This window comes from Streptomyces sp. NPDC001617 (assembly GCF_053596855.1).
Genome location: NZ_JBSFHA010000011.1, coordinates 69,912 through 93,002 on the forward strand (window position 1 = coordinate 69,912; position 23,091 = coordinate 93,002).

The 23,091-nt window shown below is 69.6% G+C and carries 16 protein-coding genes and 1 pseudogene; 7 read left to right on the forward strand and 10 right to left on the reverse strand.

From position 1 onward, the window contains the following. The first annotated feature begins 598 nt into the window (after positions 1-598). Together ACWC09_RS11440 and ACWC09_RS11445 are read left to right on the forward strand one after the other, a co-directional pair. Positions 599-2,062, forward strand: a complete 1,464-nt coding sequence (locus tag ACWC09_RS11440) for an aldehyde dehydrogenase family protein (protein ID WP_450850297.1) — start codon at positions 599-601, stop codon at positions 2,060-2,062. A gap of 95 nt (positions 2,063-2,157) precedes the next feature. Then, positions 2,158-3,717, forward strand: coding sequence for a carotenoid oxygenase family protein (locus ACWC09_RS11445; RefSeq protein WP_450850298.1), 1,560 nt, complete (start codon positions 2,158-2,160; stop codon positions 3,715-3,717). Between the two features lie 441 nt (positions 3,718-4,158). On the opposite strand, the gene ACWC09_RS11450 is transcribed toward ACWC09_RS11445, so the two are convergent. Together ACWC09_RS11450 and ACWC09_RS11455 are read right to left on the reverse strand one after the other, a co-directional pair. After that, on the reverse strand, positions 4,159-5,508 hold the full coding sequence (locus ACWC09_RS11450; RefSeq protein ID WP_450850299.1) for a ferredoxin reductase family protein: 1,350 nt from the start codon (positions 5,506-5,508) through the stop codon (positions 4,159-4,161). A gap of 7 nt (positions 5,509-5,515) precedes the next feature. Next, positions 5,516-5,665, reverse strand: coding sequence for a hypothetical protein (locus ACWC09_RS11455; protein ID WP_450850300.1), 150 nt, complete (start codon positions 5,663-5,665; stop codon positions 5,516-5,518). A gap of 307 nt (positions 5,666-5,972) precedes the next feature. On the opposite strand from ACWC09_RS11455, the pseudogene ACWC09_RS11460 reads away from it, so the two are divergent. The 5 genes and pseudogenes from ACWC09_RS11460 to ACWC09_RS11480 all read left to right on the forward strand — a co-directional run. Beyond that, positions 5,973-6,397: pseudogene (locus tag ACWC09_RS11460) on the forward strand (TetR/AcrR family transcriptional regulator); the annotation flags it as partial. Between the two features lie 255 nt (positions 6,398-6,652). Then, a complete protein-coding gene (locus ACWC09_RS11465) occupies positions 6,653-7,582 on the forward strand; it encodes an ABC transporter ATP-binding protein (RefSeq protein ID WP_450850301.1) in 930 nt (309 codons plus the stop codon). Then, positions 7,582-8,457, forward strand: coding sequence for an ABC transporter permease (locus ACWC09_RS11470; protein WP_387136959.1), 876 nt, complete (start codon positions 7,582-7,584; stop codon positions 8,455-8,457). Before ACWC09_RS11465 ends, ACWC09_RS11470 begins: the two co-directional genes overlap by 1 nt. A 25-nt stretch (positions 8,458-8,482) precedes the next feature. After that, on the forward strand, positions 8,483-9,844 hold the full coding sequence (locus ACWC09_RS11475) for a sensor histidine kinase (protein WP_381334161.1): 1,362 nt from the start codon (positions 8,483-8,485) through the stop codon (positions 9,842-9,844). Beyond that, positions 9,841-10,509: a response regulator transcription factor gene (locus tag ACWC09_RS11480; protein ID WP_330262894.1), complete on the forward strand. Its 669-nt coding sequence runs from the start codon at positions 9,841-9,843 to the stop codon at positions 10,507-10,509. Before ACWC09_RS11475 ends, ACWC09_RS11480 begins: the two co-directional genes overlap by 4 nt. Before the next feature lie 207 nt (positions 10,510-10,716). Here ACWC09_RS11480 and ACWC09_RS11485 read toward each other — a convergent pair whose 3' ends face one another. The 8 genes from ACWC09_RS11485 to ACWC09_RS11520 form a co-directional block, all read right to left on the reverse strand. Continuing rightward, positions 10,717-12,225 carry a family 43 glycosylhydrolase gene (locus ACWC09_RS11485; RefSeq protein ID WP_450850302.1) on the reverse strand — a complete coding sequence of 503 codons (1,509 nt, stop codon included), beginning with the start codon at positions 12,223-12,225 and terminating at the stop codon, positions 10,717-10,719. Positions 12,226-12,784: 559 nt separating this feature from the next. After that, positions 12,785-14,377 carry an FAD-dependent monooxygenase gene (locus tag ACWC09_RS11490; RefSeq protein ID WP_450850303.1) on the reverse strand — a complete coding sequence of 531 codons (1,593 nt, stop codon included), beginning with the start codon at positions 14,375-14,377 and terminating at the stop codon, positions 12,785-12,787. Beyond that, the gene (locus tag ACWC09_RS11495) at positions 14,374-15,231 is read right to left on the reverse strand and encodes a fumarylacetoacetate hydrolase family protein (protein WP_450850304.1); all 858 of its coding nucleotides are present in this window, start codon (positions 15,229-15,231) and stop codon (positions 14,374-14,376) included. Before ACWC09_RS11495 ends, ACWC09_RS11490 begins: the two co-directional genes overlap by 4 nt. Beyond that, the gene (locus ACWC09_RS11500; protein WP_450850305.1) at positions 15,228-16,121 is read right to left on the reverse strand and encodes a dioxygenase family protein; all 894 of its coding nucleotides are present in this window, start codon (positions 16,119-16,121) and stop codon (positions 15,228-15,230) included. The genes ACWC09_RS11495 and ACWC09_RS11500 overlap by 4 nt, the downstream gene beginning before the upstream one ends. Beyond that, entirely contained in the window at positions 16,118-17,047 is a 930-nt protein-coding gene (locus tag ACWC09_RS11505; protein ID WP_450850306.1) for an alpha/beta hydrolase fold domain-containing protein, read from the reverse strand. The genes ACWC09_RS11500 and ACWC09_RS11505 overlap by 4 nt, the downstream gene beginning before the upstream one ends. 5 nt (positions 17,048-17,052) lie before the next feature. Further along, entirely contained in the window at positions 17,053-17,976 is a 924-nt protein-coding gene (locus tag ACWC09_RS11510) for an alpha/beta hydrolase (RefSeq protein ID WP_232032786.1), read from the reverse strand. Beyond that, positions 17,973-20,648 (reverse strand): family 78 glycoside hydrolase catalytic domain, encoded by a 2,676-nt coding sequence (locus ACWC09_RS11515; protein WP_450850307.1) that lies wholly within the window; start codon positions 20,646-20,648, stop codon positions 17,973-17,975. Before ACWC09_RS11515 ends, ACWC09_RS11510 begins: the two co-directional genes overlap by 4 nt. After that, positions 20,645-23,074, reverse strand: coding sequence for a beta-glucosidase (locus tag ACWC09_RS11520; RefSeq protein ID WP_450850308.1), 2,430 nt, complete (start codon positions 23,072-23,074; stop codon positions 20,645-20,647). Before ACWC09_RS11520 ends, ACWC09_RS11515 begins: the two co-directional genes overlap by 4 nt. Positions 23,075-23,091: the final 17 nt, after the last annotated feature.

Consider the following 23,091-nt stretch of genomic DNA (forward strand, 5'->3'; position numbering starts at 1 on the left):
TGGCCACGCCACCGGAGAGGCCCCGTCCAGGCCGCAGTCGCAGGCCGCCATCCCATGGCGCCGGGCGCCCTGTCGTCCCTGGTAGGCGTTGAAGAAGTGAGTCGGGGCGAGGCCGTCGGACGCCTCGATCCACTGGACACGCCGGTGTGACAGTTGAGCGCCCCGAAGCGTGGGTCCAATGCGTCGTTGCCCATTGGCACCCCAGGGCCGTCCTCCCTCGATCTGTGGATCAGCGGATGAGACCTGTCCCTGACTCACCTTCATCATCGTGCAATTCGCCATATTTCATGCAAATACTGTGCTTTCTGCAAGCTTGCCGCGTCCCGGCGCTCCTCCAGAGCCGACACTGCAGCACCACCCTGGGCATGCCGGCACGACGACCTGTCGCCGCCACCTTGGACATACCGCTTGACATTCAACAGCAATGTCCTGTTAATCAAGATGCGAGTCCTGCCCGACGGGACATCTCACTATTCCCGAGCGGGGCCGAGGCCGGGTTCCGACCGAGTGACCAGCGCCACCTGGCGCGATGCCTCCGGGACCGAGGGGCGGCGCAGACGGTGCGCCTTCCTGTGTCATCTACGCAGAACGGAACACCATGACCCTTCTCGATGCAGCCGACTGGCAGGAGCGGATCTTCTCGGGCGGATGGGTCAAGGGCTCGGGTGAGCCGTACGACTCCACCGAGCCGGCGACCGGAAAGACGCTGGGCCGCGTTGGCGCAGCATCTCCCGCCGATCTGGACCGAGCCGTGGCGCACGCGCAGCAGGCCCAACGCGCATGGGCGGCGGTGCCGTACCTGGAGCGTGCACGGGTGCTGCGGCGCGCCGCGGCCCTCTTCGAGCGGCACCAGGCGGAGATAGCGGAGTGGATCGTGCGCGAGTCGGGCGCCCCACGGCTGTTCGCGGACACCCAGGCGACTGATGGTGGGGCCGAGGAGTGCTACGAGGCCGGCGCACTCGCTGCGGCTCCCTTTGGTGAAGTGCTCCGGTCAGCCCAGGACCGTCTGTCGTTCTCGCGGCGGCGCCCGGTGGGCGTAGTCGGTGTCATCTCCCCGTTCAACGCGCCGATGCTGCTGGCCATGCGTGCGGTGGCCCCGGCGCTGGCCCTGGGCAACGCGGTCGTCCTCAAGCCCGATCCGCGCACCGCGATCTGCGGCGGTGTCACCATCGCGCGGGTCTTCGAGGAGGCAGGGCTTCCCGAGGGCGTCCTGCACGTCCTGCCCGGTGGCGCCGCCGTCGGCGCGGCGCTGGTGGAGCACCCGCGCGTGCCCGTCATCGCCTTCACCGGGTCCACCCGGGCCGGGAAGGCCATCGCGGCGGCAGCCGCGCAGCGGCTCAAGCGGGTCCACCTGGAGCTGGGCGGCAACTCGGCGCTGGTCGTCCTGGACGACGCCGACCTCGACAAGGCCGTGTCCGCGGGCGCTTTCGGCTCCTTCTTCAACGCCGGGCAGGTCTGCATGGCCGCCAGCCGTCATCTCGTGCACTCCTCGATCGCCGAGGAGTACACAGCCCGCCTCGCCGAGCACGCCGACGCCACACCCGTGGGTGATCCGATGACCGGCACGGTCCTCATGGGCCCCATGATCGACGAGGGTCAGCTGCGGGCCGCCCACGCCGTGGTCTCCGACAGTGTCACCGCGGGAGCACGGCTCGCTGCCGGTGGTACCCATGAAGGCCTGTTCTACCGGCCCACCGTCCTGGCTGACGTCCCGCTCACCGCCCGCGCCTACGCGGAGGAGATCTTCGGCCCTGTCGCGCCCGTAGTGACCTTCCAGGATCTCGACGAGGCCGCCCGGCTGGCCTCCGACAGCGAGTACGGGCTCTCTCTCGGCATCCTGACGCGCGATGTTGCCAAGGGCTTGGCGCTGGCCGAGCGCATCCCGACCGGCCTTGTGCACATCAACGACCAAACAGTGAACGACGAGTCGACCATCCCGTTCGGCGGCGTCGGCGACTCCGGCAACGGCTCCCGCCACGGAGGCGCTGCCGCCAACCTCGAGGCATTCACCGAGCAGCAGTGGGTCACCGTCCGCCAGGAGATCCCCTTCTACCCGTTCTGACCATGGCCTCCCAGACAGGGCGGCCCGGCCAGGGCCGCTCCCGCTCCCGCTCCCGCAGACCGACTCTCTCTCCCACCCGCACCTGGAGCACTCCGATGACCTCAGTCACCTCCGGCCCGGGTCTGATTCCACCCGACCCGATGACGATCGCGCCGCGTGCCGCGCTCCGGCCGTCGGTCCCACGGCTCGCACAGGACGCCGCCGGCTGGGCGCACCACAACAAGTTCCTCGACGGCCCCTTCACCCCCTGGACGGAGGAGACCGAGGCCTACGACTTGGAGGTGGACGGGGAGATCCCGGCCGACCTCGCAGGGGCTCTGTTCCGGGTCTCGTCCAACCCCCGTTTCCAGCCTCGCGATCCCGGTCGCTATCACTGGTGGGAGGGCGACGGCATGGTGTGCGGAATCTATCTGCGCGAGGGCCGGGCCGCGTTCCGCACCCGCTGGGTGATGACCGATTCCATGAAGTTCGAGGTCGAGCAGGGCATGGCCGTCTACAGCGGATTCGCCAACGGCGGCACACCCGGTCCACTCCCCCAGGGCGCTCCACCCGCGAAGAACGTGGCGAACACCAACGTCGGCGTCTTCGGTGACCACCTGCTCGTCTATTACGAGGGCGGTCTGCCGTACGCGATGCACCCCGAGACCCTGGAGACGTACGGCACCCACGATTTCCACGGTGGCATCGACGTACTGTGCACCGCCCACTACAAGATCGACCCAGACAGCGGCGACATGCTCTTCTTCGCCGCGACCGGGCCGGTCATCACCTGGTATCGGGCGGACATGAAGACCGGGCACATCGTGGAAAGCCACAGTCTCGACATCAAAGTGCCCGTGCTGATGCACGACTTCGCCGTCAGCGACCATTACGCGATTTTCTTCGTCACCCCGGCCCAGTTCCGGCTGGACCACATCATGCAGGGAAAGCCGGGAGTCGTCTGGGACGAGGCATCGCTCCCGCACGGCGTACAGATCGTGCTCATGGACCGCCGCACCCACACCGTCACCTGGCACGAGGTGGGCGGCCACTGGGCCAACACCCACTTCTACAACGCCTACGAGTGCAATGGGCAGGTCATCGTCGACGGGCACCGCATCACCCGCCTGGGCACTCCTGCCGGCCGGCTCGACACCCCCGTCACCTCCCACTCCTGGTTCCCGCCGTCCCTGCCCCACCGCTGGCGCGTCGACCTGGCCACCGGATCGGCGACGGAGGAGATGACCAGCGGTGTCGCCGGTGAGTTTCCGCGGATCAACGACGCGTACACCGGCCGGGAGCACCGCTACGGCTACTTCGTCACCACGCGCGCGCTGGCCGAGGACACCATGAGCGACGGCCTGGCCAAGCACGACTTCCTGAGCGACGCCACGACCGTGGTCGAGGGGCCCGATGCGCTGACCAGCCCTGGTGAACCCGTCTTTGTGGCCCGCCAGAACGCCACCTCGGAGGACGATGGTTACCTGCTGACCCTGTGGTGGAACCGCCTCACCGGGTTGTCCGAGCTGCTCGTCCATGACGCCGCCGACCTGCGCCGCACCCCGCTCGCCCGGGTCAAACTCCCGAGCCGCGTCCCGTTCGGCTTCCATGGCAACTGGGCCGATCACGCAACCCTGGACCGTGCCGTCTCGGCCTCGCGCGGCGGCGCCGCCTGATGGAAGCTGCCGGATCGGACGGCCTCGGTGCCGTAGCCACCAGCAGGTGAGCACTTCCATCGCCGGAAGCAGTTCCGTCACCCCGGCCTCCGGCAGCCATCACGGTGATGTCGGTCCCGGCCGAACCCCTCGGCGTCGACGGGTTCGGCCGCTGACATGCCGAGCTGAGGTTTTGGGGACGATGCCGATCTCTGGGAGCTGCCGTTCGGGCGGCGTTGTACGGCCGGGCGGAGAGTACGCGTCGAGAGCGTGCTCGGGCGCGATCCCGCGGGCCACCGACGAGTGGGTGCGGCGGGCTGAGCCGAGGATGGAAGCGGAGCGTGCGTGTGACGAGGCTGTGCGGGGAGTCCTCTGTGGGGGGTAGTCCTTGAGCGTCCTTTGTCACGTACACCCATGGTGAAAGCCGGGCTTTGCACGGCCTGGTCGACGACAAGCCGAAGGTCAGCGGAAGGCGAAGTGCTCGGCGTGCAGGTGGTGCCGGGAGATTCCCCGGCCGCGGAGGGCGATGGTGAGGTTTTCGACCATCGAGGCGGGTCCGCAGAGGAAGACATGGGTGTCCGGGGTGAGGGGCCCGGTGGCGGCCAGGATCTTGTCGACGGTGAGTCGGCCTTGGCGGCGGCTGTACACGGAGTGGAGTCTGAGAGCCGGGTGGCGTCGGGCTGCCTCGGTGAGCTCTGGTAGGAATGGCGCGTCAGTGGCGGTACTGGTGCAGTAGAAGAGGTCCGCGCTGGGCAGGGCCTCTGCGTCTTCGTGGGTGATCCAGCCCAGGAAGGGGGCGATGCCGATCCCGCCCGCGATCCATATCTGGCGCTGCCCGCCGACCGTGTGGTCGAACATGCCGTACGGACCGCTCAGTGTGGCCGGGGCGCCTTCGCGCAGGTCGGCGTAGAGCCTGCGGGTGCCTCGGCCGACGGCGCGGACGGTGAGACGAACGCAACCGTCGTGCTGGACTCCGGCTACGCTCAGGGGATGTTCGCGCCAGGCGCGGTGACCGCCGACGCGCAGGTAGACGAACTGACCGCCCTTCACTTGCAGCGGCGCGTGTCCGGCCGGTGCGAGGGTGAGGTCGACGATGTCGGGCGCCGGACGTTTGACGGCGTGGACGGTGTAGTCGGCACGCGGGGCCCTGCGTCGCATGACGAGTTCGTCGTAGGCGTAGGCGGCCGTTCCGACGACGCCCATGACGACGTACACGATCTTGAGGACGCTGGACCGGCCGATGATGTGGTCCAGCACCCAGCCGTGCACCAGCGAGGAGACGACCAGGAGTCCGATGAGGCGATGGACGACAAGCCAGCGCTCGTGGGGCAGACGCAGAATACGGCCGACGCGGGCGAGGGACACGACGACGAGCACGAGCAGGCCGAGAGCGGTGGCGAGGCCCAGCGCGCGCCCGAGGCCGACCGCCTGTGGGGACTCCCTCACCGTCCTTCCCGCTTCGGTGTCAGCGAACACGCTGTGGGGAACGAGCAGCAGAATGGACCACAGGGCGTAGTTCTTGTGGCAGCGATACATGCGGTCCAGACCGCCGAACCACTGCTCTAGCCACCGCAGCCTCGTGGCCAGCACCAAGGCCCAAGTCATCAGGTAGAGCGCGCTCACGCCGCAGAATTCACCGAGGAAGTAGACGGTGCCGATGCCGTCCGGCCTGAGCCAGTCCCAGGCCAGGGACAGCACGACGAAGAGAGCGGCCACCGTCAGGGGTCCGACATGGCTCTTCTTCAGTCGGGTGTCCAGCGGGCTGCGCATGATCCGGGCCGCGTAAATGGCGATCAGCACTAGAAAGGGCATGGTGACCTCACTGACTCGAGGCGGCTTCTGCCAGGGCTCGGAGTGCCGGCTTGGGCATGCCGTACGCGACGATCGCCGAACGGCCGTCGGGGGGTGTCCAGGAGAGCAGGGCGCGTCCCTCCGCCACGCCGCCCTCCACGGCGGTGGGTTCACCCACGGGCGGCAAGGGACCGACCACTTCGCGGGCGAGCCCGGCAATCTCGGTCCAGAAGTAGTCGTCGTACGGCGGTCCCGCGCGCGGAAGGCCGAGAGCTAGGCTGCTCTGCTCGCTGCGAAGGTCTTGATGAGGTGTTGCGAGGTCCGCGCGGTCGACCTCATCGGCCCAAGTTCCGGACCATGATGTGCTCCCACAAACACTGCGATCAGTGACGGTATCATCAACTCCGCTCGTCAGATCGTCAATAGTCGACTTGCGGAAAATTGACTGATCCATCAGAAGTGGTGATCATTGCTGTGCTCTTCCCATGCCGACGCCCGCCCCGCCGCGCAACCGCTCCGAATGGCGACATGCCGGGACCCGCAAGGCTCTGATCCGCGCGGCCCGCGAGCTCCAACCGAGCATGGGGACACCGGCGCGAGCATCCAAGCCATCGCCGACCGCGCCGACGTCGGCTTCGGGTCCTTCCAGAACCACCGCCGGACCAAGACGGAGTTGTTCGACGCGGCGGTGGCGGACGCGCTGGACGAGTTCAGCCGGGCCATCGACGAGCGTCCGCGGGGGTTTGTCGATGACCCCGCGGAGTTGGTGGCGGCGGGCTTCCGCCTCATGGCGCGCATGGCCGACTCGCACCCGAAGCCGGTGCAGATCCTCAGCCACCGCGGCCTGCATGCACCCGGAGCGCGACGTCGCTCCTGGCGCCCTGTGCGACCCGCGGTACGTGGTCTCGCCGACCGAGACCGAGATGTACAGAACCTTCGCGCCCCGAGCGGGAACTTCTCGACACCAGGCCGGGATTTCGCGCGGAGTCCGCGGAGGCCTCGCTGAGAGCCGTCGGCGCGAGCGGTCCCTGTGGTACCGGGGTACCACAGGGACGCCGAAGATTCCCCCCTGGGCCCATGGTCCGGCCCTGCCGCGCTCGTACCTTCGAATGCAGACACCGCGGCGCATCCGCGGCCGATTCCACGGCAGGAAAGGCCCACCCCCATGATCGACGTACACGAGCTGACGAAGCGGTACGGCGACAAGACGGTCGTCGACAACCTGAGCTTCACCGTCAAGCCCGGGGAGGTGACCGGCTTCCTGGGCCCCAACGGCGCGGGCAAGTCCACGACCATGCGCATGATCGTCGGCCTGGACTCCCCCACCAAAGGCTCGGTCACCGTGGGCGGTCGGCCCTACGCCATGCAGTCCGCACCGCTGCACGAGATCGGCACCCTGCTGGAGGCCAAGTCCGTCCACCCCGGGCGCAGTGCGTTCAACCACCTGATGGCGCTCGCGTACACCCACGGCATTTCGCGCAGCCGGGTGGACGAGGTCATCGAGCTGGCCGGCCTGACCAGCGTGGCCGGCAAGCGGGTGGGGGCCTTCTCGCTCGGCATGGGCCAGCGGCTCGGCATCGCGGCGGCCCTGCTCGGCGACCCCGCGATCGTCATGCTCGACGAACCGGTCAACGGCCTCGACCCCGAGGGCGTGCTGTGGGTGCGCAACCTGCTGCGCTCGCTGGCCGACGAGGGCCGGGCGGTGATGCTCTCTTCGCACCTGATGAGCGAGACCGCGCTGATCGCCGACCACCTGGTGATCATCGGACGCGGTCGGCTGCTCGCCGACACCACCGTCGACGACTTCACCCGGGAGGCGAGCGGCGGCGGTGTGAAGGTCGCCACCGCCGAGACCGCGAAGCTGCGCTCGCTGCTGTCCGGCCCGGATGTCACGATCACCTCCTCCTCCACCGAGGAGCTGCTGGTGCTGGGTCACGACGCCCGTGAGATCGGAGCGATCGCCGCCCGGCACGGGGTGGCGCTGTACGAACTCACCCCGCAGTCCGTCTCGTTGGAGGCGGCGTTCATGGAACTCACCCGCGACGCCGTGGAGTACCAGAGTGCTCCGGCCGACACCGAACGAGAGGCCGCCTGATGCCCACCACCTCACTCCGTCCCAATCGGCGCCCTGGCAGGCACACCCAACTCTCCACGGCGCCCGACGCCCCCACGTCCGCTACTGCCTACAAGGTGACCGGTCTGCGGGTGCTGCGCTCGGAGTGGGCCAAGTTCTGGTCACTGCGCTCCAGTTGGATCACCCTGGGTGTCGCCGTGTTCCTGCTGGTCCTCTTCGGGACGATCGCCTCCTACACCTACAGTCCGGGCGCAGCGACCGGCGGGCCGCCGGGTGGGGCCAGCGTCGACAGCACCGCGGTGAGCCTGGCCCTGACTGGTGTCACGTTCGCCTCGCTGGCCGTCGGCGTACTCGGGGTGCTGCTGTCCGCGGGTGAGTACAGCACCGGCATGATCCGCTCCACCCTGGCCGCGGTACCACGCCGGCTGCCCGTCCTGTGGTCGAAGGCCGCCGTGATCGGCCCGATCGCCCTGGTCCTCACCAGCATCGGCGCCCTGGCCGCGTTCCTGCTGGGCACCCCGGGGCTGGACGGCGAGAACATCGCTCTGTCCCTGGGGGACGACGGCGTCCTGCGCAGTCTGGCCGGCGCCGGTGTCTACCTCGGCCTGGTCGCCGTGTTCGGCGTGGCCCTGGGCGTTCTGATCCGCTCTTCTGCCGGAGCCATCGCAGTCCTGGTCGGTATCCTGCTCATCCTGCCCGGCCTGGCCTCGCTCCTGCCGGACTCGCTGTACGACAACATCAACCCCTACTTCCCCAGCAACGCGGGCTCGGCCGTCTACGCCCTGCACGAGGCCTCGGGCTCCCTCTCACCAGCAACGGGCCTCGCGGTCTTCGCCGGCTGGGTGGCCCTGACACTCGCCGGGGCAGGTTACCGCCTCGTCAAGTCCGACGCCTGATCCGGCGACGGAGGCACTGGTGTCCATGAGTTCGCATCGTTCGGCAGCCGCCGGGGCCGGCACCCGGGGGACGGCAGCGGTCACGCCGTCCCTCGGGTTCGGTGCCGCCTGGGCGCATCCGCTGCTCGGCAGGCTGCTGCGCGACCAGGGTCGCCGACAGCGGCTGGACCGCCGGCATCCGTGGCTGCTCGACACCACAGTGGTGCTGGCCGTCGTCCTGTTCAGCCTGCCGGTCCTGCTCCGGGGCGACGGCAACGCCCCTTTCGGGGACACCACCACCCGTGACCAACTGACCTCCGGCGCCCTGTTCGGCTGCCACGCCGCTCTCATCGTTCCGCTGTGGTGGCGCCGCAAGGCCCCGGCGCTCACGTACTTCGTGATCGCGGCGGTCTCCCTCGCCCAATGGACGATGGGTCTCTGGCTGCCGACGAGCGCCAGCGCACTCATCGCTCTGTACACCCTGGCCCGGAACGGTTCGTTGCGGGCGCTGGGCTGGGCAGCCGCTCTGACCGTCGTCGAGGGGATCCTGGTTGTCTTCTTCCTGGCGTCGACCGAACATCCATTCGTCGGCAGCTTCTTCCTGCTGGCCACGGTCACGGCGGCCATCGCCGTCGGCCTGACACTCCGCATCCGACGGATGTACCTGGCTGCGCTGGAGGACCGCGCCCGACGGCTGGAGATCGAGCAGCACCAACGCATGCAACTCACCGCGGCCGCCGAACGCTCCCGAGTCGCCCGCGAGATGCACGACATCGTCGGCCACAACCTCTCCGTCATGGTCAGCCTCGCAGACGGCGCCGCGACCCTCGCCGCCAACCGGAACGAGCACTCCACCGACGCCCTGCGCATCCTCGCCGACACCGGCCGCCAGGCCATGAGCGAACTGCGCCGGGTCCTAGGGGTCCTGCGTGAGGAACGGGACGGTGAAAGGACGCTCAGCCCTCAGCCCGGCATCCGGGATCTGGACCCCCTACTGGCACGGGTGCGCGCAGCAGGCCTGCGCGCGGCCTACCGGACGGTGGGCGATCTCGACTCGCTGGGCAGCGGCGTACAGCTCACCGTGTACCGCATCGTGCAGGAGTCGCTGACCAACACGCTCAGGCACGCGGGGACCGCCACGACCGCCGAGGTCGACATCACCGCAGAGGCGGGAGAGGTACGGATCCGAGTCGCCGACACCGGCAGACCCCCCGGGTCTCCCCCGCCACCGAAGCCGGCCGCACATGAACACGCACCCGGCCACGGCCTGGTCGGGATCCGCCAGCGAGCCGCCATGTACCGCGGCACGGTGATCATCGGACCGCGCGACACCGGCCACGGCTGGGTCGTTGACGTCGTACTTGAGGCGACGCCCGCGCCGGAAGCATCGGGAGAACTCCCGCGATGACCACCGTGCTGATCGCCGACGACCAGCCCCTGCAGCGCATGGGCGTGCGCATGCTCCTTGAGGGCACCCCGGGCCTGCACGTGGTCGGCGAGGCCGAGCACGGTGCGGAGGCCGTCCGCCTGGCCGCGGAGTTGCGCCCCGACGTCCTTCTCATGGACATCCGTATGCCCGGAACGGACGGCATCGAGGCCACTCGCCGCATCATCGCCACCGGCGGTCGCACCCGCGTCCTCATCGTCACCACCTTCGACCTCGACGAGTACGCCTACGAGGGCCTGCGGGCCGGCGCCAGCGGATTCCTGCTCAAAGACGCCCGCCCCGAGGAACTCGTCGCGGGTATCCGTGCGGTCGCGACGGGCGACGCCGTGGTGGCCCCCCGCCTGACCCGCCGTCTACTGGACGCCTACGCCCACCACGTCCTCGCCCCGGCCGAAGCCCCCACCGCCGAGGACCCCCGGTTGCAGACTCTCAGCGACCGCGAACGTGAGGTCTTCGTCGCCATCGGCCGGGGCTGGACGAACACCGAGATCGCCCAACGACTCGTCCTCACCGAGTCCACCGTGAAGAAGCACGTCGGCCGCGTCCTCACCAAGATCGGGGCCCGCGACCGCATCCAGGCCGTGATCGCGGCGTACGACATCGGGCTGGTCAGGGCCAAGCAATAGCTTGAGGAGGGCCACTTTCACGCGCAGCACCCTGCCAGTGGAACGGGCCCACGCGGACTTCGCCGTTCTCCACGCTGGCCAGCCCCCTGAACCGTGTACCGCGACGGCATCCAGCACCGACCATGATTGTCCTCGTCGATATCCGCTGCAGGGCCGGAACACATCCGCGTGACCGGCTGACTAGCCGTGGGCACCGACCGGCTGGTGTCACGCCTCCGTCTCGTCCGTACCCTTGTAGCGGGTGCTGGACATGACGAGTTCGCCGCGCGCGCACCAGATCCCGTAGAGGCGCCCCGTGAAGCCCCCGGTAAGCTCTGTGGACAAGTAGCGGCCGTCGATGTCCCCCAGATTCAGGACCTCGGCGCCCTGCACAAGCGCCGCCACGACGCGGTCCGGGCCGCGCTCGGAGCTCAGAATCTCACCTCGGGCAGGCTCAGTTCGCAGCTCGAGTGTCACGTCCTGACCTGGGTAGACGGGGCACCGGCCGAGAACCGAACGGGCCGGACCGATCCGGACCACGGCCCGCACCTCGTCACCCTCGACCTCCAGATCGAAGTGGTGCCGCGCGTCGATGCGGATGCTGATGCCGCCGATGGTGCCCTGCGGAGCGGACACGACGGCGCGAAACCTGCTTAGCATGTGCTGCTGTCGACGGCCGATGAAGGCGACATCGTCCTGACGCGACTTCAAACCGTCCGCCAGCGCTCGCAGCAGCCACCCCTGACCGCTGCTCAGAACTTCCCCGGGAAAGCCGCCTGGGCGCACCCAAGTCGGCGGCAGCGCCGCAGTGTCGCCGGCGGAGATGTTCTCAACGACCACAGCCGAAGGCGACTCTGCCGGTTCGATGGGGCCTGTGACATACGGCCACCCGGCGTCCCAGTCGATCTCGACGGCGAAGGTCTCCCGGCCCACGACGTGCCAGCTGGGAAAGGCACCCCGCGCGCGCACTCCGAGATGCACCATCGCCCAGGATCCGTCGGGGCGCTGCACGAGGTCGGCGTGGCCGGTGTTCTGCACGGCGGCCGAAGTGCCCCGGGCGGTGAGCACCGGGTTGTGCGGGCAGGGCTCGAACGGCCCCCAAGGGCCGGGGCCGCGAGCGATGGTGACCGCGTGTCCCTGTCCGGTGCCTCCCTCCGCGATCAGCAGGTACCAGTGCTCGCCGACGCGGTACAGGTGCGGTCCCTCGGGGAACTGGCCGCCGGTGCCCTGCCACAGTGCGCGCGGCTCGGTGAGCAGTTTCCCTGTCTCCGGGTCAAGCACAGCCTGCGTGATACGTCCGTACTGGGACCAGGTCAGGAAGCAGGTGCCGTCGTCGTCCCACGCAAGGTCCGGGTCGATGCCCGGAGCACCAGTGACGCGTACGGGATCGCTCCAGGAGCCTGCCGCATCGTCGGCGGTGACCAGAAGGTGACCGTCACCGTCAGAGAGGTTTGTGGTGATCATCCAGAACCGGCCGTCGTGGTGCCGCAGCGTGGGGGCGAAGATGCCACGCGATGCCTCGGCTCCGGACACCGCCAGCTGCGCGGGCCGGCTCAGCACGTTCCCCGCCTGGGTCCACGACCGCAAATCGGTTGAGGTGAAGATCGGGACGCCGGGAGCGTACTCGAACGACGACGTTGCGAGGTAGTAGATGTCGCCGACTCGGCAGACGCTCGGGTCGGGGTGAAAGCCGGGAATGACTGGACGCTGTGCGAGGTGCACATGGGAACCGACCATTGCTTCTCCTTGGTGTTGTTCGGGAAATCACCCATGGCTTCGGGCCGCCATGCACGCTCCTGGACCGACCACGCGCGGGCAGAGGCGCAGCCAGGAACGGCGGACCAGCCGACGCAGCCCACATCGACGCCTACAGCGGTGACGCCTGGCCGCCCGAGGTCTTGCACTCGTACGAGCGTGCCCTCTTGCTTGCTCGTGAGGAGGTCGCGCGCGGTCATCGCTCCAGGCGCTCCAATCCTGCTGTCGGTACTTGCTCCTGACCGACACGGGCACGGGACTCTCCCGCTGCGAAGACCCGGCGATGACGGCCGCCGCCTTCCCATCACCGACTTGGGCTTGGGCACGTCGGTCATCCGTAACCTCTGCCGGGTCACGCCGGTCTTCGACGCGACGGTCGTGTTCGCAGCGCGGTAGTCGGGCAGCCGGTGCTTCGACATCGCGCCCCGTTGCGGACTGAGCCCTGCGGAAGGGCGGCTGGGAGCCTTCTCCCGAGGTCGGCTGCGACGCCAGCCTCAGCTTGGCCTGCGGCATCATTCGCCGGCTGGCGGCTGAAGAACTTTCACTCTGTCAGGACGTCGACAAGTGCTCCACGTGCGGTGTCGATCAGTCGTCCGGCGTGCGCCGCAGTAGCGCCGCGCCAGGCGATGTGCTGGTCGGGCCGGATCAGGAGCAGTGGTGCGCCGTACCGCTCGGCCAGCTCGAGTGCCGAGAGGTCGACGGTGGTGAGCGGTACCCCCCGGGTACGGGCCGCCTGTTGCAGCGGAGCAGGATCGGCAGTCTCGGACAGGCGCAGCAGGGTGAAGCCCTCGCCGAGCAGGTCGTAGAGGGAGCGTCCGTCGGGGAGCCAGGTGTGGGGCAGGCGGGTGCCGGGGCGTGATGAGGGGTGGTAAGTGGTGAGCTGGTGGGCCGGTGTCGGTGAGCCGTCGTCGACGATGACAGGTGAACCGGCGTAGTGGTAACCGAGTACCAGGCCTTCGCTGTGGAATTCACTGCGCTTGGCCTGAAGTGCGGTGGCCAACTGAGCGTCGTCGGCGTCTGTGAAGGACGGGGCGAGCAGCCGCTCCTGGGCCGCGCTGTCGGCGATGGTCTGCGCGGCGACCGGCCGACGCTCGGGCTCGTAACTCTGCAGGAGCCCCGGGCCGCCCCAGCCATGGATGACGGCGGCGAGTTTCCAGGCGATGTTCACCGCGTCGCCCACGCAGGTGTTGTAGCCGTGACCGCCCCATGGCGGGTTGAGATGGGCCGCGTCGCCGACAAGGAAGACCCGCCCGCACTGGTAACGGTCGACGAGCATCATCCGGGCGACCCAGCGGTCAGTGGCGACGACCTGTACATCCAGATCGTCAGCGGGGCCTCCGATGAGCGAACGCACCAGCGCCTCGGGGGCAGGTCCGGACGCCCGCGTGTCGGCGTGTTGGACGATCGCCCACCATTGGTCCTCCAGATCGAGTCGGCCCATCAGCCCGGAGGCCTCGGGGCTGACGATCCAGTACTGCACGGCCCGATCCAGAGTGATCCGCCGGGCCAGTCCGGGTGCGCGGAAGACGATGTTGAGGTTCGGGCGTTCACCGGACGTCCCGGTGTACGTGGCGCCGATCGCCGCACGGCTGATCCCGCCCGAGCCGTCGCACCCCAGCAGGTAGTCGGCTTCGACGACGCTGGACGATCCGTCACCCGAGGTAACGGTGGCGCGCACCCCGGCCGCGTCGTGATCGACGGAGGTGACGGTGTGACCGATGAGCACGTCCACTGCGGCGAGTTCGGAGACCGCCTTGCGCAACACTCGCTCGACGATCGGCTGGGGCACCTGCTGACCGGCTTCTGCCCAGTGTTCGCTGCGGCCCTCATGGAGCCCGAAGGCGTTGCGGAAGCGGGTGAGTTCGGTGCCGAGCAGGGCTGTGCAGAAGATGACGTCCTGGGACCATGCGACGGGCATCGGCGCTGCTGCACGCAGCCGGTCGGCCAGGCCCCACCGGCGCAGATGCTCCATGGTCCGGATGCTGGTCGTCTTGGCACGGGGCCTGCCGTCGTCGACGGTGAGGCGGGGTTCCACCAGGCAGGTGCGCACCCCGCGCCGGCCGAGTTCGATGGCGGCCGCGAGTCCGGCCGGCCCGCCACCCGCTATCAGCACCTGTGCTCTCGTGTCCGTCACGCGCTGGACCTCGCCGAGGCGTCGGTGATCGGGGTTCGCAGCAGGCCGAGCCGGTCGACCTCGACCTCGACGACGTCGCCAGGGGTCAGTAGACGCGGTGGCCTGCGGACGTAGCCGACTCCTTCCGGTGTGCCCGTGGCGATGATGTCGCCGGGATGGAGTGTCATGGTGCGGCTGATCCGGGAAAGCAGCTCCGGCACGGCGAAGATCATGTCGCGGGTGTTCCCGTCCTGCATGACCTCGCCGTTGACCCGGGTGACCAGGCGCAGACCGTCGGTGAGACTGCCCGTCTCGTCGATCGTGACGATGGGGCCGAGCGGGCCGCTGAGGTCGGCGTTCTTGCCGAGAGTCCACTGGGCGGTGAGCTTCTGCGCCGTACGGGCGGTGAGGTCGTTGAAGGCGGCGTACCCCAGCACTCCTGCCTCCGCTTCGCTCTCGTCCGCATCGCTGAGCCGGGCGCCGACAACGGCCGCGACTTCGCCCTCCCAGTCCAGCCCCGGTTCGTTGGCGGGTACCGGCACCGGACGTCCGCCCACCGAGAGCGAGGCCGTCCAACGTCCGAAGACGGTCGGATGCTCGGGCACCTGGAAGGCGCCCTCGGCAGCGTGCGCACGGTAGTTGAGCCCGATGCACAGGACCCGTGCCGACGGCGGTACCGGCGGCTCCGGCATCACATCCGCGAGCCGGACCGAGCCACGACGGACCTTGCGCGCCCGCTCCAGCCATCGCGGCAGGTCCTCGTAGAAGTCGACGGCCTCCACGAGGGGAGTCACCCGGTCGTCCACGACGACACCGACCATGACCTGCTGTCTGCCGCGCCGTGCCGACGGCGGACGCAATCCGATGAGCTTCACTGGACGGGTCCTTCCGCCGCGAGCCGGATATCGAACCGGGCCTGCAGGAACGCACCTTGGCCGCTCATGCCGAACCGGTGGGCCGTCTCCGGGTCGGTGCACGGTACGAAGGGCACAACGAGGGCGTCCTTGACGGCGAAGGCCGCGTCGGAGCCGAGATAGGGGTCCGCGTCGACGAAGACGTGGGTGGTGAGCGGCCGGTGGCCGGGCGCCTCGACCCTGAGATGGACGTGGGCGGGGCGCATCGGGTGCCGGCCCAGGGCACGGAGCAGCTCGCCGACCGGGCCGTCGGTCGGCACCGGGTAGCTGCTGGGTCTGACCGTACGGAACCAGTAGGCGCCGTCAGGGCCGGTGGTGAGCAAGGCCCGCAGATTGCCGTCGGGTTGCCCGTCGTCCTGGCTGTCGTACAGGCCGGTGTCGTTGGCCTGCCAGATGTCCAGCACAGCGTCGGCGAGGGGCACTCCGTCGCAGTCGGTGACCCTGCCGTGCACGACCGCGGCCTCGCCGCGTTCCCGCTCAGGACCTTCCGCGATCCAGGCGCCCATGGGGCGCGGCGGTGCGGGTGAATGGAAGGGCCCCTCGACGGAGCTGGGTGTCATCGTGGGCGGCCCGGCATGGTTGACCTCGTCCACCGCGGAGGTGAGGCCCAGCATGTCGGAGAGCAGGATGAACTCGTTGCGGCGGTCGGTGCAGGCGGCTCCGGTGCGGACCAGGAAGTCCATGGCCCGCTGCCACTCGACTTCGGTGGGCCGGGCTTCCCGTACGAAGGCGTGCAGGTGAGTGACCAGGCCACCGGCCAGCTCGCGCAGCCGTGGGTCCTCGCCCTGGAGGGATCCGAGTACCTGGCCCAGCAGCTCGTCGAGCTGCCGGTCGGGGGAAGTGGTCGTCATCGGTTTTCCTCCCGTAGGTGCGTGCTGAGGAAGGCGACGGTCTGCTGGAGCAGCGTGGCGAGTTCCGGTGCCCCGAACAGTCCGTGGTCGGCGTCGTCGACGGGTACCAACTGGACTTCGGCACTGTGGGCCAGCAGGGACTTTTCCAGGAGAAGACTCTGCTCGAACGGCACCAGCCTGTCGGCTGTGCCGTGGATCAGCAGGAAGGGCGGCGCGGCGGCGGTGACATAGGTGACAGGGCTCGCCGGCATGGCCAGTTCCCGATCGGCGACTCCGCCGAGCAGTTGCTCGATCAAGTCCTGTGCCGTGTCCGCGGGCAGGGTGATGTCCAGGGGGAGCACAAACGTGGGCAGGGCGGCGAGATCGTAGATGCCGTACCAGCCGACGGCGGCCACGACCGTGCTGTCGGGCCCGGTGACACCGATGTTGCCCGCCAGTTCCACACGGTCTGCGGTGAGGGCGAGAAGCGCGGCGAGGTGCGCGCCGGCCGACTCTCCCCACACGGCTGTCCGCCTGCTGTCCAGGCCGAGTTGATCCGCGTGGCGGCGCAGGTAGCGCACTGCGGACTTGGTGTCGTGGAGCTGCGCGGGGAAGGTCGCCTCGCGCGAGAGCCGGTAGTCGAGGGACGCGACAGCCAAATCGGCTGCCAGCAGCAGGTCGATCACGGCGGAGGTGTCCTGTGCGGGCAGCAGGTCGCCGCGGTCGCCGAGCGCCCAGGCACCACCGTGGACGAAGACGACAACCGGGTGAGGTCCCTCGCCCTCGGGCACCCACAGGTCGAGCTTGAGGGGGCGGTAGCCGGGCAGGGTGGCGTAACTGATCCCTGGATAGTGCCGCGAGCCGTCCGCGCGGCGGAGGGGTTCGGCCGGAGGCAGGAAGCGAGGTGGGGTCCACGCTTGTGGCTGGTCCTGGTGCTGTTCTGTCATCGCGGTCACTCCTGCAGGTGCTTGGTCAGGAAGGCGACCGAGCGGGCGATCAGAGCGGGGATGTCGGTTGCGCCGACGAAGATGTGACCGGCGCCCTCGACCGTCACCAGTTCGGATTGCGCCCCCGCCGCGAGCAGCGCCGCGTGCAGAAGGCTGCTTTGTTCCAGTGGTACGGGAATGTCGTCGGTGCCGTGGATGAGCAGGAAGGGCGGTGCGTCGGCGCTCACGTGGGTGATGGGGCTCGCTGATCTGGCCCGCTCCGGGGTGGTGCCGCCCAGCAGTTGCTCGATCGGATCGGCTGTACCCGGCGGCAGGTCCGGGGGAACCTCCAGCTTGGGCATGGTGGCCAGGTCGCTGACTCCGTACCAGTCCACGACGGCCCGCACCGAGTCGAGAGGCTCGGCGACGACGGGGTCTCCCTCCTGTGCGGTGCGACCCGCGGTGAGGGCGAGAAGTGCCGCGAGGTGTCCACCGGCCGATTCGCCCCACACACCGAACCGCTCGGCGTCCAGACCGAGTTGAGCGGCGTGCCGGCGCAGATAGCGGACGGCGGACTTGGCATCCTGCAGTTGTGCAGGGAAGACGGCCTCGCCCGCGAGGCGGTAGTCGATCGAGGCGACCGCGATCCCGGCCTCCAGCAGCGCGTGGTAGACGGCGTCGGTCTCAAGGGTCGGTGGCAGATAGCGGCGATCACCGAACTGCCACGCTCCGCCGTGGATCCACACCACCACCGGATGCCTGCCCCCTCCCGCCGGTACCCACAGGTCCAACTGGAGGGGGCGGAAGCCGGGCGGGAGGGCATAGCTGATCCCGGAATAGTGCAGCGAGCCGTCCTCGCGCGCAACGGGGCCGGCAGGTGGCAGGAAGCCGGGTGGAGTCCACTCAGGAGGCTCGGAATCGGTTCGTTCCCGCTCGGTGCTGTGGGTCATCGGGAGGCTCCCGTCGTCGTCAGGGCGGCGGGCGCAGCACAATGGTAGGTATGCGTGCCCGGAATGGCGGTGCGCCGCGTGCCGTCAGGCAGGACGACCTCGGCGGTGGTGCCCGGTGGCACGGTGACGTCGAGCCGGAAACGGTCGCCGTCGACTTCCCAGGCGGATTCAATCTGTCCGTACGGGCAGTGGTGTTCAGCTCGTGCCCAAGCAAGGCCGCCGCCCGGGCGCGGTGCCACGGTGAATCGCTGATAGCCCGGGAAGTCCGCGTCCGGCTCGATTCCGGCGGTGTAGCGATGCAGGAAGGAGACGACAGCGCCCTTGGAGTAGTGGTTGAGGGAGTCGCGTGGTGTGCCGTCGTCGGCCACACCCTCCCAGCTCTCCCAGATCGTGGTCGCGCCTCGGTCGATCATGTGCAGCCAGGACGGTGCGCTGTCCTGGAGCAGCAGCTCGTACGCCACGTCGAGGTGCCCGGTGTCGGCAAGCACAGGGAGCAGGTCCGGGGTCGCGAGGAAGCCGGTGCCCAGATGCGTGCCGGCGTCCCGTACGAGCTCGGCGAGCCGCTCCGCGGTCCGGGCTCGCAGTTCTTTCGGCACCAGGTCGAAGGCGAGGGCGCGCACGTGGTTGGCCTGGGTGTCCGGGCGCAGTGAGCCGTCGGGCGTGATGAACTCGGTTCGCCAGGCCTCGCGTATCCGCTCGCTCAACTCTTCGTAGGCCGCCGCCTCTTCGTCTCGGCCGATCACCCGGGCGATGCGCGCTGCCAGCCGGGTGGAGTGGGCGTAGTACGCGGTGGCGATGTCGGCCTTGTCGCGCTGCGCGTACTGGGGCAGGTCATCGCCGATGTGCTCGCCGGGCACGAGCCATTCGCCCCAGTGGAACCCGGTGTCCCACAGATACCGCTCGTGCGGGGCGGGTTCGGCGGAGCGCAGGACCCGGTCCGGGTGGCGTGCTTCGCGTGCCACGCGTTCGGTCCGCCCGAGCCATGCGGTCATGGTCGGCCACAGCTCCTCCAGCACGGCCCGGTCTCCGTAGGCGCGGTACATCTGCCAGGGCACGATGATCGCGGCGTCGCCCCAGCCGGCCGAGCCGTTGAGGTGGGCCACGGGGCCGTTCGGGCCTTCGGTGCGGCAGGCGGGCGAGATGTTGGAGACCGTGCCGTCCGGCCACTGGTCGGCTGCGACGTCGCGCAGCCACTTGGCCGAGAACCCGGCGACGTCGTAGAGGAAGGCTGCGGTGGGGGCGAACACCTGCCAGTCCCCGGTCCAGCCGGCGCGTTCGCGGGTGGGGCAGTCCGTGGGGATGTCGCAGACGTTGCCGCGCATGCTCCACACGGCGGCTTCGTGCAGCCGGTTGATCCGCTCGTCTCCGCAGTCGAACCAGCCGGTGCGCCGCAGGTCGGTGTGGACCACTACGCCCCGCAGGTCGTCAGTGGTCAGCTCGCCGGGGTGGCCTTCGATGCGGACATAGCGGAAGCCGTGTGTGGTGTGCCGGGGCTCGAAAGTCTCGCCCGGGCGGCCCGCCGAGACGACGTGGTCGACCTGGCCGGCCGGGAGGGGCTCGGGCAGGAAGGACAGGTCGACGCGGAGGTGGTCCGTCGTCACGTCACCGTCGTGGTCGAGTGATTCGCCGTGCGTGAGGGTGAGGCGGGTGTCTTTGGGGCCGAGGTCGCGCAGCCTTACCCAGCCGTTGATGTTCTGGCCGAGATCGAAGACCTGCCGGTCGGGACGCGGCCGGGTCACCGAGACGGGGGCGAGTTCCTCGACGCGTCGCACGGGCGGGGCCGGTGAGGTGACCAGTCCGGCGTAGCCGTGGTCGGCGACGTCGACCGGTCCCCACTCTTGGCCGTCGTACCCGGGTACGTCCCATCCCGTGCGTGTCCGGCGCAGATCGCTGAACTGGCCGGTGATGAGGTCGGTTTCGACGATGTGCGCGGTGGCCGAGCGCCAGTGCTTCCCGGTGCACACGACGGTCGTGGTGCCGTCTTCATGTTCCAGATGCAGCTGCGCCAGGAATGACACCCGCTTCCCCCACTGGTCGTGGGCGCGGGTGATGCCGATCTGGCCGCGGAACCAGCCATCGGACAGGAGTGCCCCGAGGACGTTGTCGCCCTCCCGCACCAGTGCGGTGACGTCGTACGTCTGGACCTGAAGCCGTACGTCGTACTGCGTGAAGCCCGGCGTCAGTTCGGCGTCCCCGATCCTCTCGCCGTTGAGGAACGCCTCGTACAGCCCCTGCGCGGTGGCGTAGAGGCGGGCCTGGCGGACCGGGGACGTCGTCGAGAAGGGGGTACGCAACACATGGGCCGGGCGGTGTCCGGCGGGCGGCACCTCGGTCTCGACGGGCTCGATCCACAGGGCCTGCCAGTCGGAGGGGTCCAGCAGCCCGGTCTCGAACCAGGCCCACTCGGACCAGTCGCTCTCGCCGACGTCGGTCCAGACCTTGACCTGCCAGGTGATCCGTTCGCCGGAGCCCGGCGGAGGGCCGCCGTACGGCACATGGACACTGTCGGCCCCCTCGACGCGGCCGGAGTCCCAGCCCTCGCAGGTTCTGATCCGATGGGCCAGCTGCACGCGGGAGTCGGCCGGAAGCCGCCAGGAGAGCCGGGGCCGTCGCGTGCCGATGCCCAGGGCGTGTTCCAACTGTTCGGCACGCAGACAGGTGGGCGAGTTCATTCTGAGACCACCGTTTCGTCCGTGAGGATCGGCCGGCCGGCTGATCGACTGGCGGAGAGAAGGAACGCGCCGCTCTCGGTCCGCCACTGACGACGGGTCACCGACCAGTGTTGGAGGGCTCGCGCGGTGATGCGTATGGGGACGTCCATGGCCTCGCCCGGGCCGGCCTCGGCGACGGCGAAGCCGGCCAGCCACAGTTCGGGGCGTTCGACGGCCGAGTCTGGTCGGGCGGCGTAGACCTGTACGACCTCCTTGCCGCGCCGCTCCCCGCTGTTGCGCAGGCGCACGGTGACGGTCAGGTCCTCGCCGGGGTGCACGTGGGCGGGTACGTCGAAGGCCTCGTAATCCCAGGTGGTGTAGCCCAGGCCGTGGCCGAACCAGTACGCGGGTTCGGTGCCCGCGCGCAGGTAGGCGCGGTGGCCGATGTGCAGGCCCTCGGTGTACTCCAGCACTCCGTCCCGGGGGGTGGTGTTCCACACCGGGACGTCCTCGTCGCGGGTCGGCCAGGTGGTGGGCAGGCGGCCGCCGGGCTCCGCGACGCCGAGCAGTACGTCCGCCAGCGCGTTGCCCAGTTCCATGCCTGGGAACCAGGCCAGCAGCACGGCGGCGACCTCATCCCGCCAGGGCATCTCCACGGGAGCACCGGAGTTGACCACGACGACGGTGCGCGGGTTGGCGGCGGCCACGGCGTGTACCAGGGCGTCCTGGTCACCGGGCAGCCGCAGGGTCGTACGGTCGAAGCCCTCGCTCTCGACGGCCTCGGTGGTGCCCACGACGACGACGGCGACGTCGGAGGCGGCGGCGAGTTCGACGGCGCGGGCGAGCTGCTGGTCGGCGGGCAACCTGGGTTCGCCGACCACCAGGCCGACCCAGAACAGCATGATGTCCTGGCCCCAGGTGAACCGCAGCCGCACGTCGACCTTCTGGCCTTCCCTCAGCCGCCGGGTGATGTACTCCTGCGGCGCGGCGCCGACCACCGAGCCGATGTCGAGTGGGTCGCGGACGATGTGTGTGTCGATGACCGTCTCACCGTCGAGGTCGAGGACGAACGCGCCGACGCCCCTGATGCCGAGCTGCCAGTCGCCGGTGGTGTCGGCGGTGAAGACGGTGCGCAGTTCGAACGAGACGGTGCCCTCCTCGACAGATTTCAGGTCGCGCACGAAGCACGTGCCCGCCGTCGGCTCCTCTTTGAGGCACGCTCCGGTCGCGTCGAGCCACCGGAGGGTGCCGGGTTGGGAGAGTTCTCCGGGGCGGGGGGTGCGCAGGTCGTCGCTGAGGGAAGCCCCCGGCGCGGTGACCAGTTCGACGCGGTCGCCAAGTGCCGAGCGCAGTCCTTCCAGCGGGCTGACGACATACGGCGGGAAGACGGTCGCGCTGCCCCCGCCCAGCGGCCGGGCGTCCAGCGCTCCGGGGCCCAGCAGGGCGACGCGGGACAGCCTGTCGGTCGCGAGAGGCAGCAGGTCCCCGTGATTGCGGACGAGCACCATGGCGGCGGTCGCGGCCTCACGCGCCAGTGCCCCGCCCTGCGCGACCGTGCCGGGACCGGGGCGTCCGGCGGCGGCGGGGTGTCCGTCGAGAGCGCCGACGCGGGCCGCCAGCCGTAGCAGCCTGCGCACCTTGTCGTCGATGGCGGCCTCTGGGACACGGCCCTCGCGTACCGCGGCGAGCAGCGGCTCGCCCCAGTGCTCCGACGGTCCCGGCATGGCCAGGTCGAGCGCGGCGGAGGCGGACTCCTCGGTGCCGTAGACGGCGCCCCAGTCGGAGACGACCAGACCGTCCCAGCCCCACTCGTCCTTCAGGACGTCACGCAGCAGTGGGCTCTCCGTCATGGGCGCGCCGTCGACGCCGTTGTAGGCGGCCATCACGGTCCAGGGGTCCGCCTCGGTGACGAGGTGGTCGAAGGGGGCGAGGTAGAGCTCGCGCAAGGTACGTTCGTCCACCCGGATGTCGACCGTGGTGCGGTCGGTCTCGGAGTCGTTGGCGACGAAGTGCTTCGGGCAGGCGCCGACCCCGTTGTCCTGGAGGCCGCGGACATATGCGGCCGCCATCCGGCCGGTCAGGAGCGGGTCCTCCGAGAAGCACTCGAAGTGCCGGCCGCCCAGCGGGGAACGGTGCAGGTTGACCGTGGGGCCGAGCGCCACGTCGACGTCCTTGCGTACCGCTTCCGCGGCGAGCAAGGCGCCCACCCGGTGGAGCAGTTCCTCGTCCCAGGTGGCGGCCAGCGCACTGGAGGAGGGCAGGTTGGCCGACCAGTCCCGCTCGTCCTCGACCGGGCCGCGGACGCCGACCGGCCCGTCGGAGACGCTGATCGGCCGCAGACCGATCTCCTCGCAGGCCTGAGTGGCCCAAGCGCCCGCGCCGGAGATCAGCCGGAGCTTGGTCTCCAGGTCGAGCTTGCGTACGAGATCGTCGAGTGTGGGGTCCATGGGAAGAGCTCCTGGGG

Bases quoted from the DNA above. Each gene is read 5' to 3' on its own strand.
- ACWC09_RS11485 (WP_450850302.1), bottom strand. From the start codon at position 12,225: ATGGTCGGTTCCCATGTGCACCTCGCACAGCGTCCAGTCATTCCCGGC.
- ACWC09_RS11500 (WP_450850305.1), bottom strand. From the start codon at position 16,121: ATGACGACCACTTCCCCCGACCGGCAGCTCGACGAGCTGCTGGGCCAG.
- ACWC09_RS11470 (WP_387136959.1), top strand. From the start codon at position 7,582: ATGCCCACCACCTCACTCCGTCCCAATCGGCGCCCTGGCAGGCACACC.
- ACWC09_RS11480 (WP_330262894.1), top strand. From the start codon at position 9,841: ATGACCACCGTGCTGATCGCCGACGACCAGCCCCTGCAGCGCATGGGC.
- ACWC09_RS11475 (WP_381334161.1), top strand. From the start codon at position 8,483: ATGAGTTCGCATCGTTCGGCAGCCGCCGGGGCCGGCACCCGGGGGACG.
- ACWC09_RS11445 (WP_450850298.1), top strand. From the start codon at position 2,158: ATGACCTCAGTCACCTCCGGCCCGGGTCTGATTCCACCCGACCCGATG.
- ACWC09_RS11505 (WP_450850306.1), bottom strand. From the start codon at position 17,047: ATGACAGAACAGCACCAGGACCAGCCACAAGCGTGGACCCCACCTCGC.
- ACWC09_RS11465 (WP_450850301.1), top strand. From the start codon at position 6,653: ATGATCGACGTACACGAGCTGACGAAGCGGTACGGCGACAAGACGGTC.
- ACWC09_RS11450 (WP_450850299.1), bottom strand. From the start codon at position 5,508: ATGCCCTTTCTAGTGCTGATCGCCATTTACGCGGCCCGGATCATGCGC.
- ACWC09_RS11440 (WP_450850297.1), top strand. From the start codon at position 599: ATGACCCTTCTCGATGCAGCCGACTGGCAGGAGCGGATCTTCTCGGGC.
- ACWC09_RS11515 (WP_450850307.1), bottom strand. From the start codon at position 20,648: ATGAACTCGCCCACCTGTCTGCGTGCCGAACAGTTGGAACACGCCCTG.
- ACWC09_RS11520 (WP_450850308.1), bottom strand. From the start codon at position 23,074: ATGGACCCCACACTCGACGATCTCGTACGCAAGCTCGACCTGGAGACC.
- ACWC09_RS11510 (WP_232032786.1), bottom strand. From the start codon at position 17,976: ATGACCCACAGCACCGAGCGGGAACGAACCGATTCCGAGCCTCCTGAG.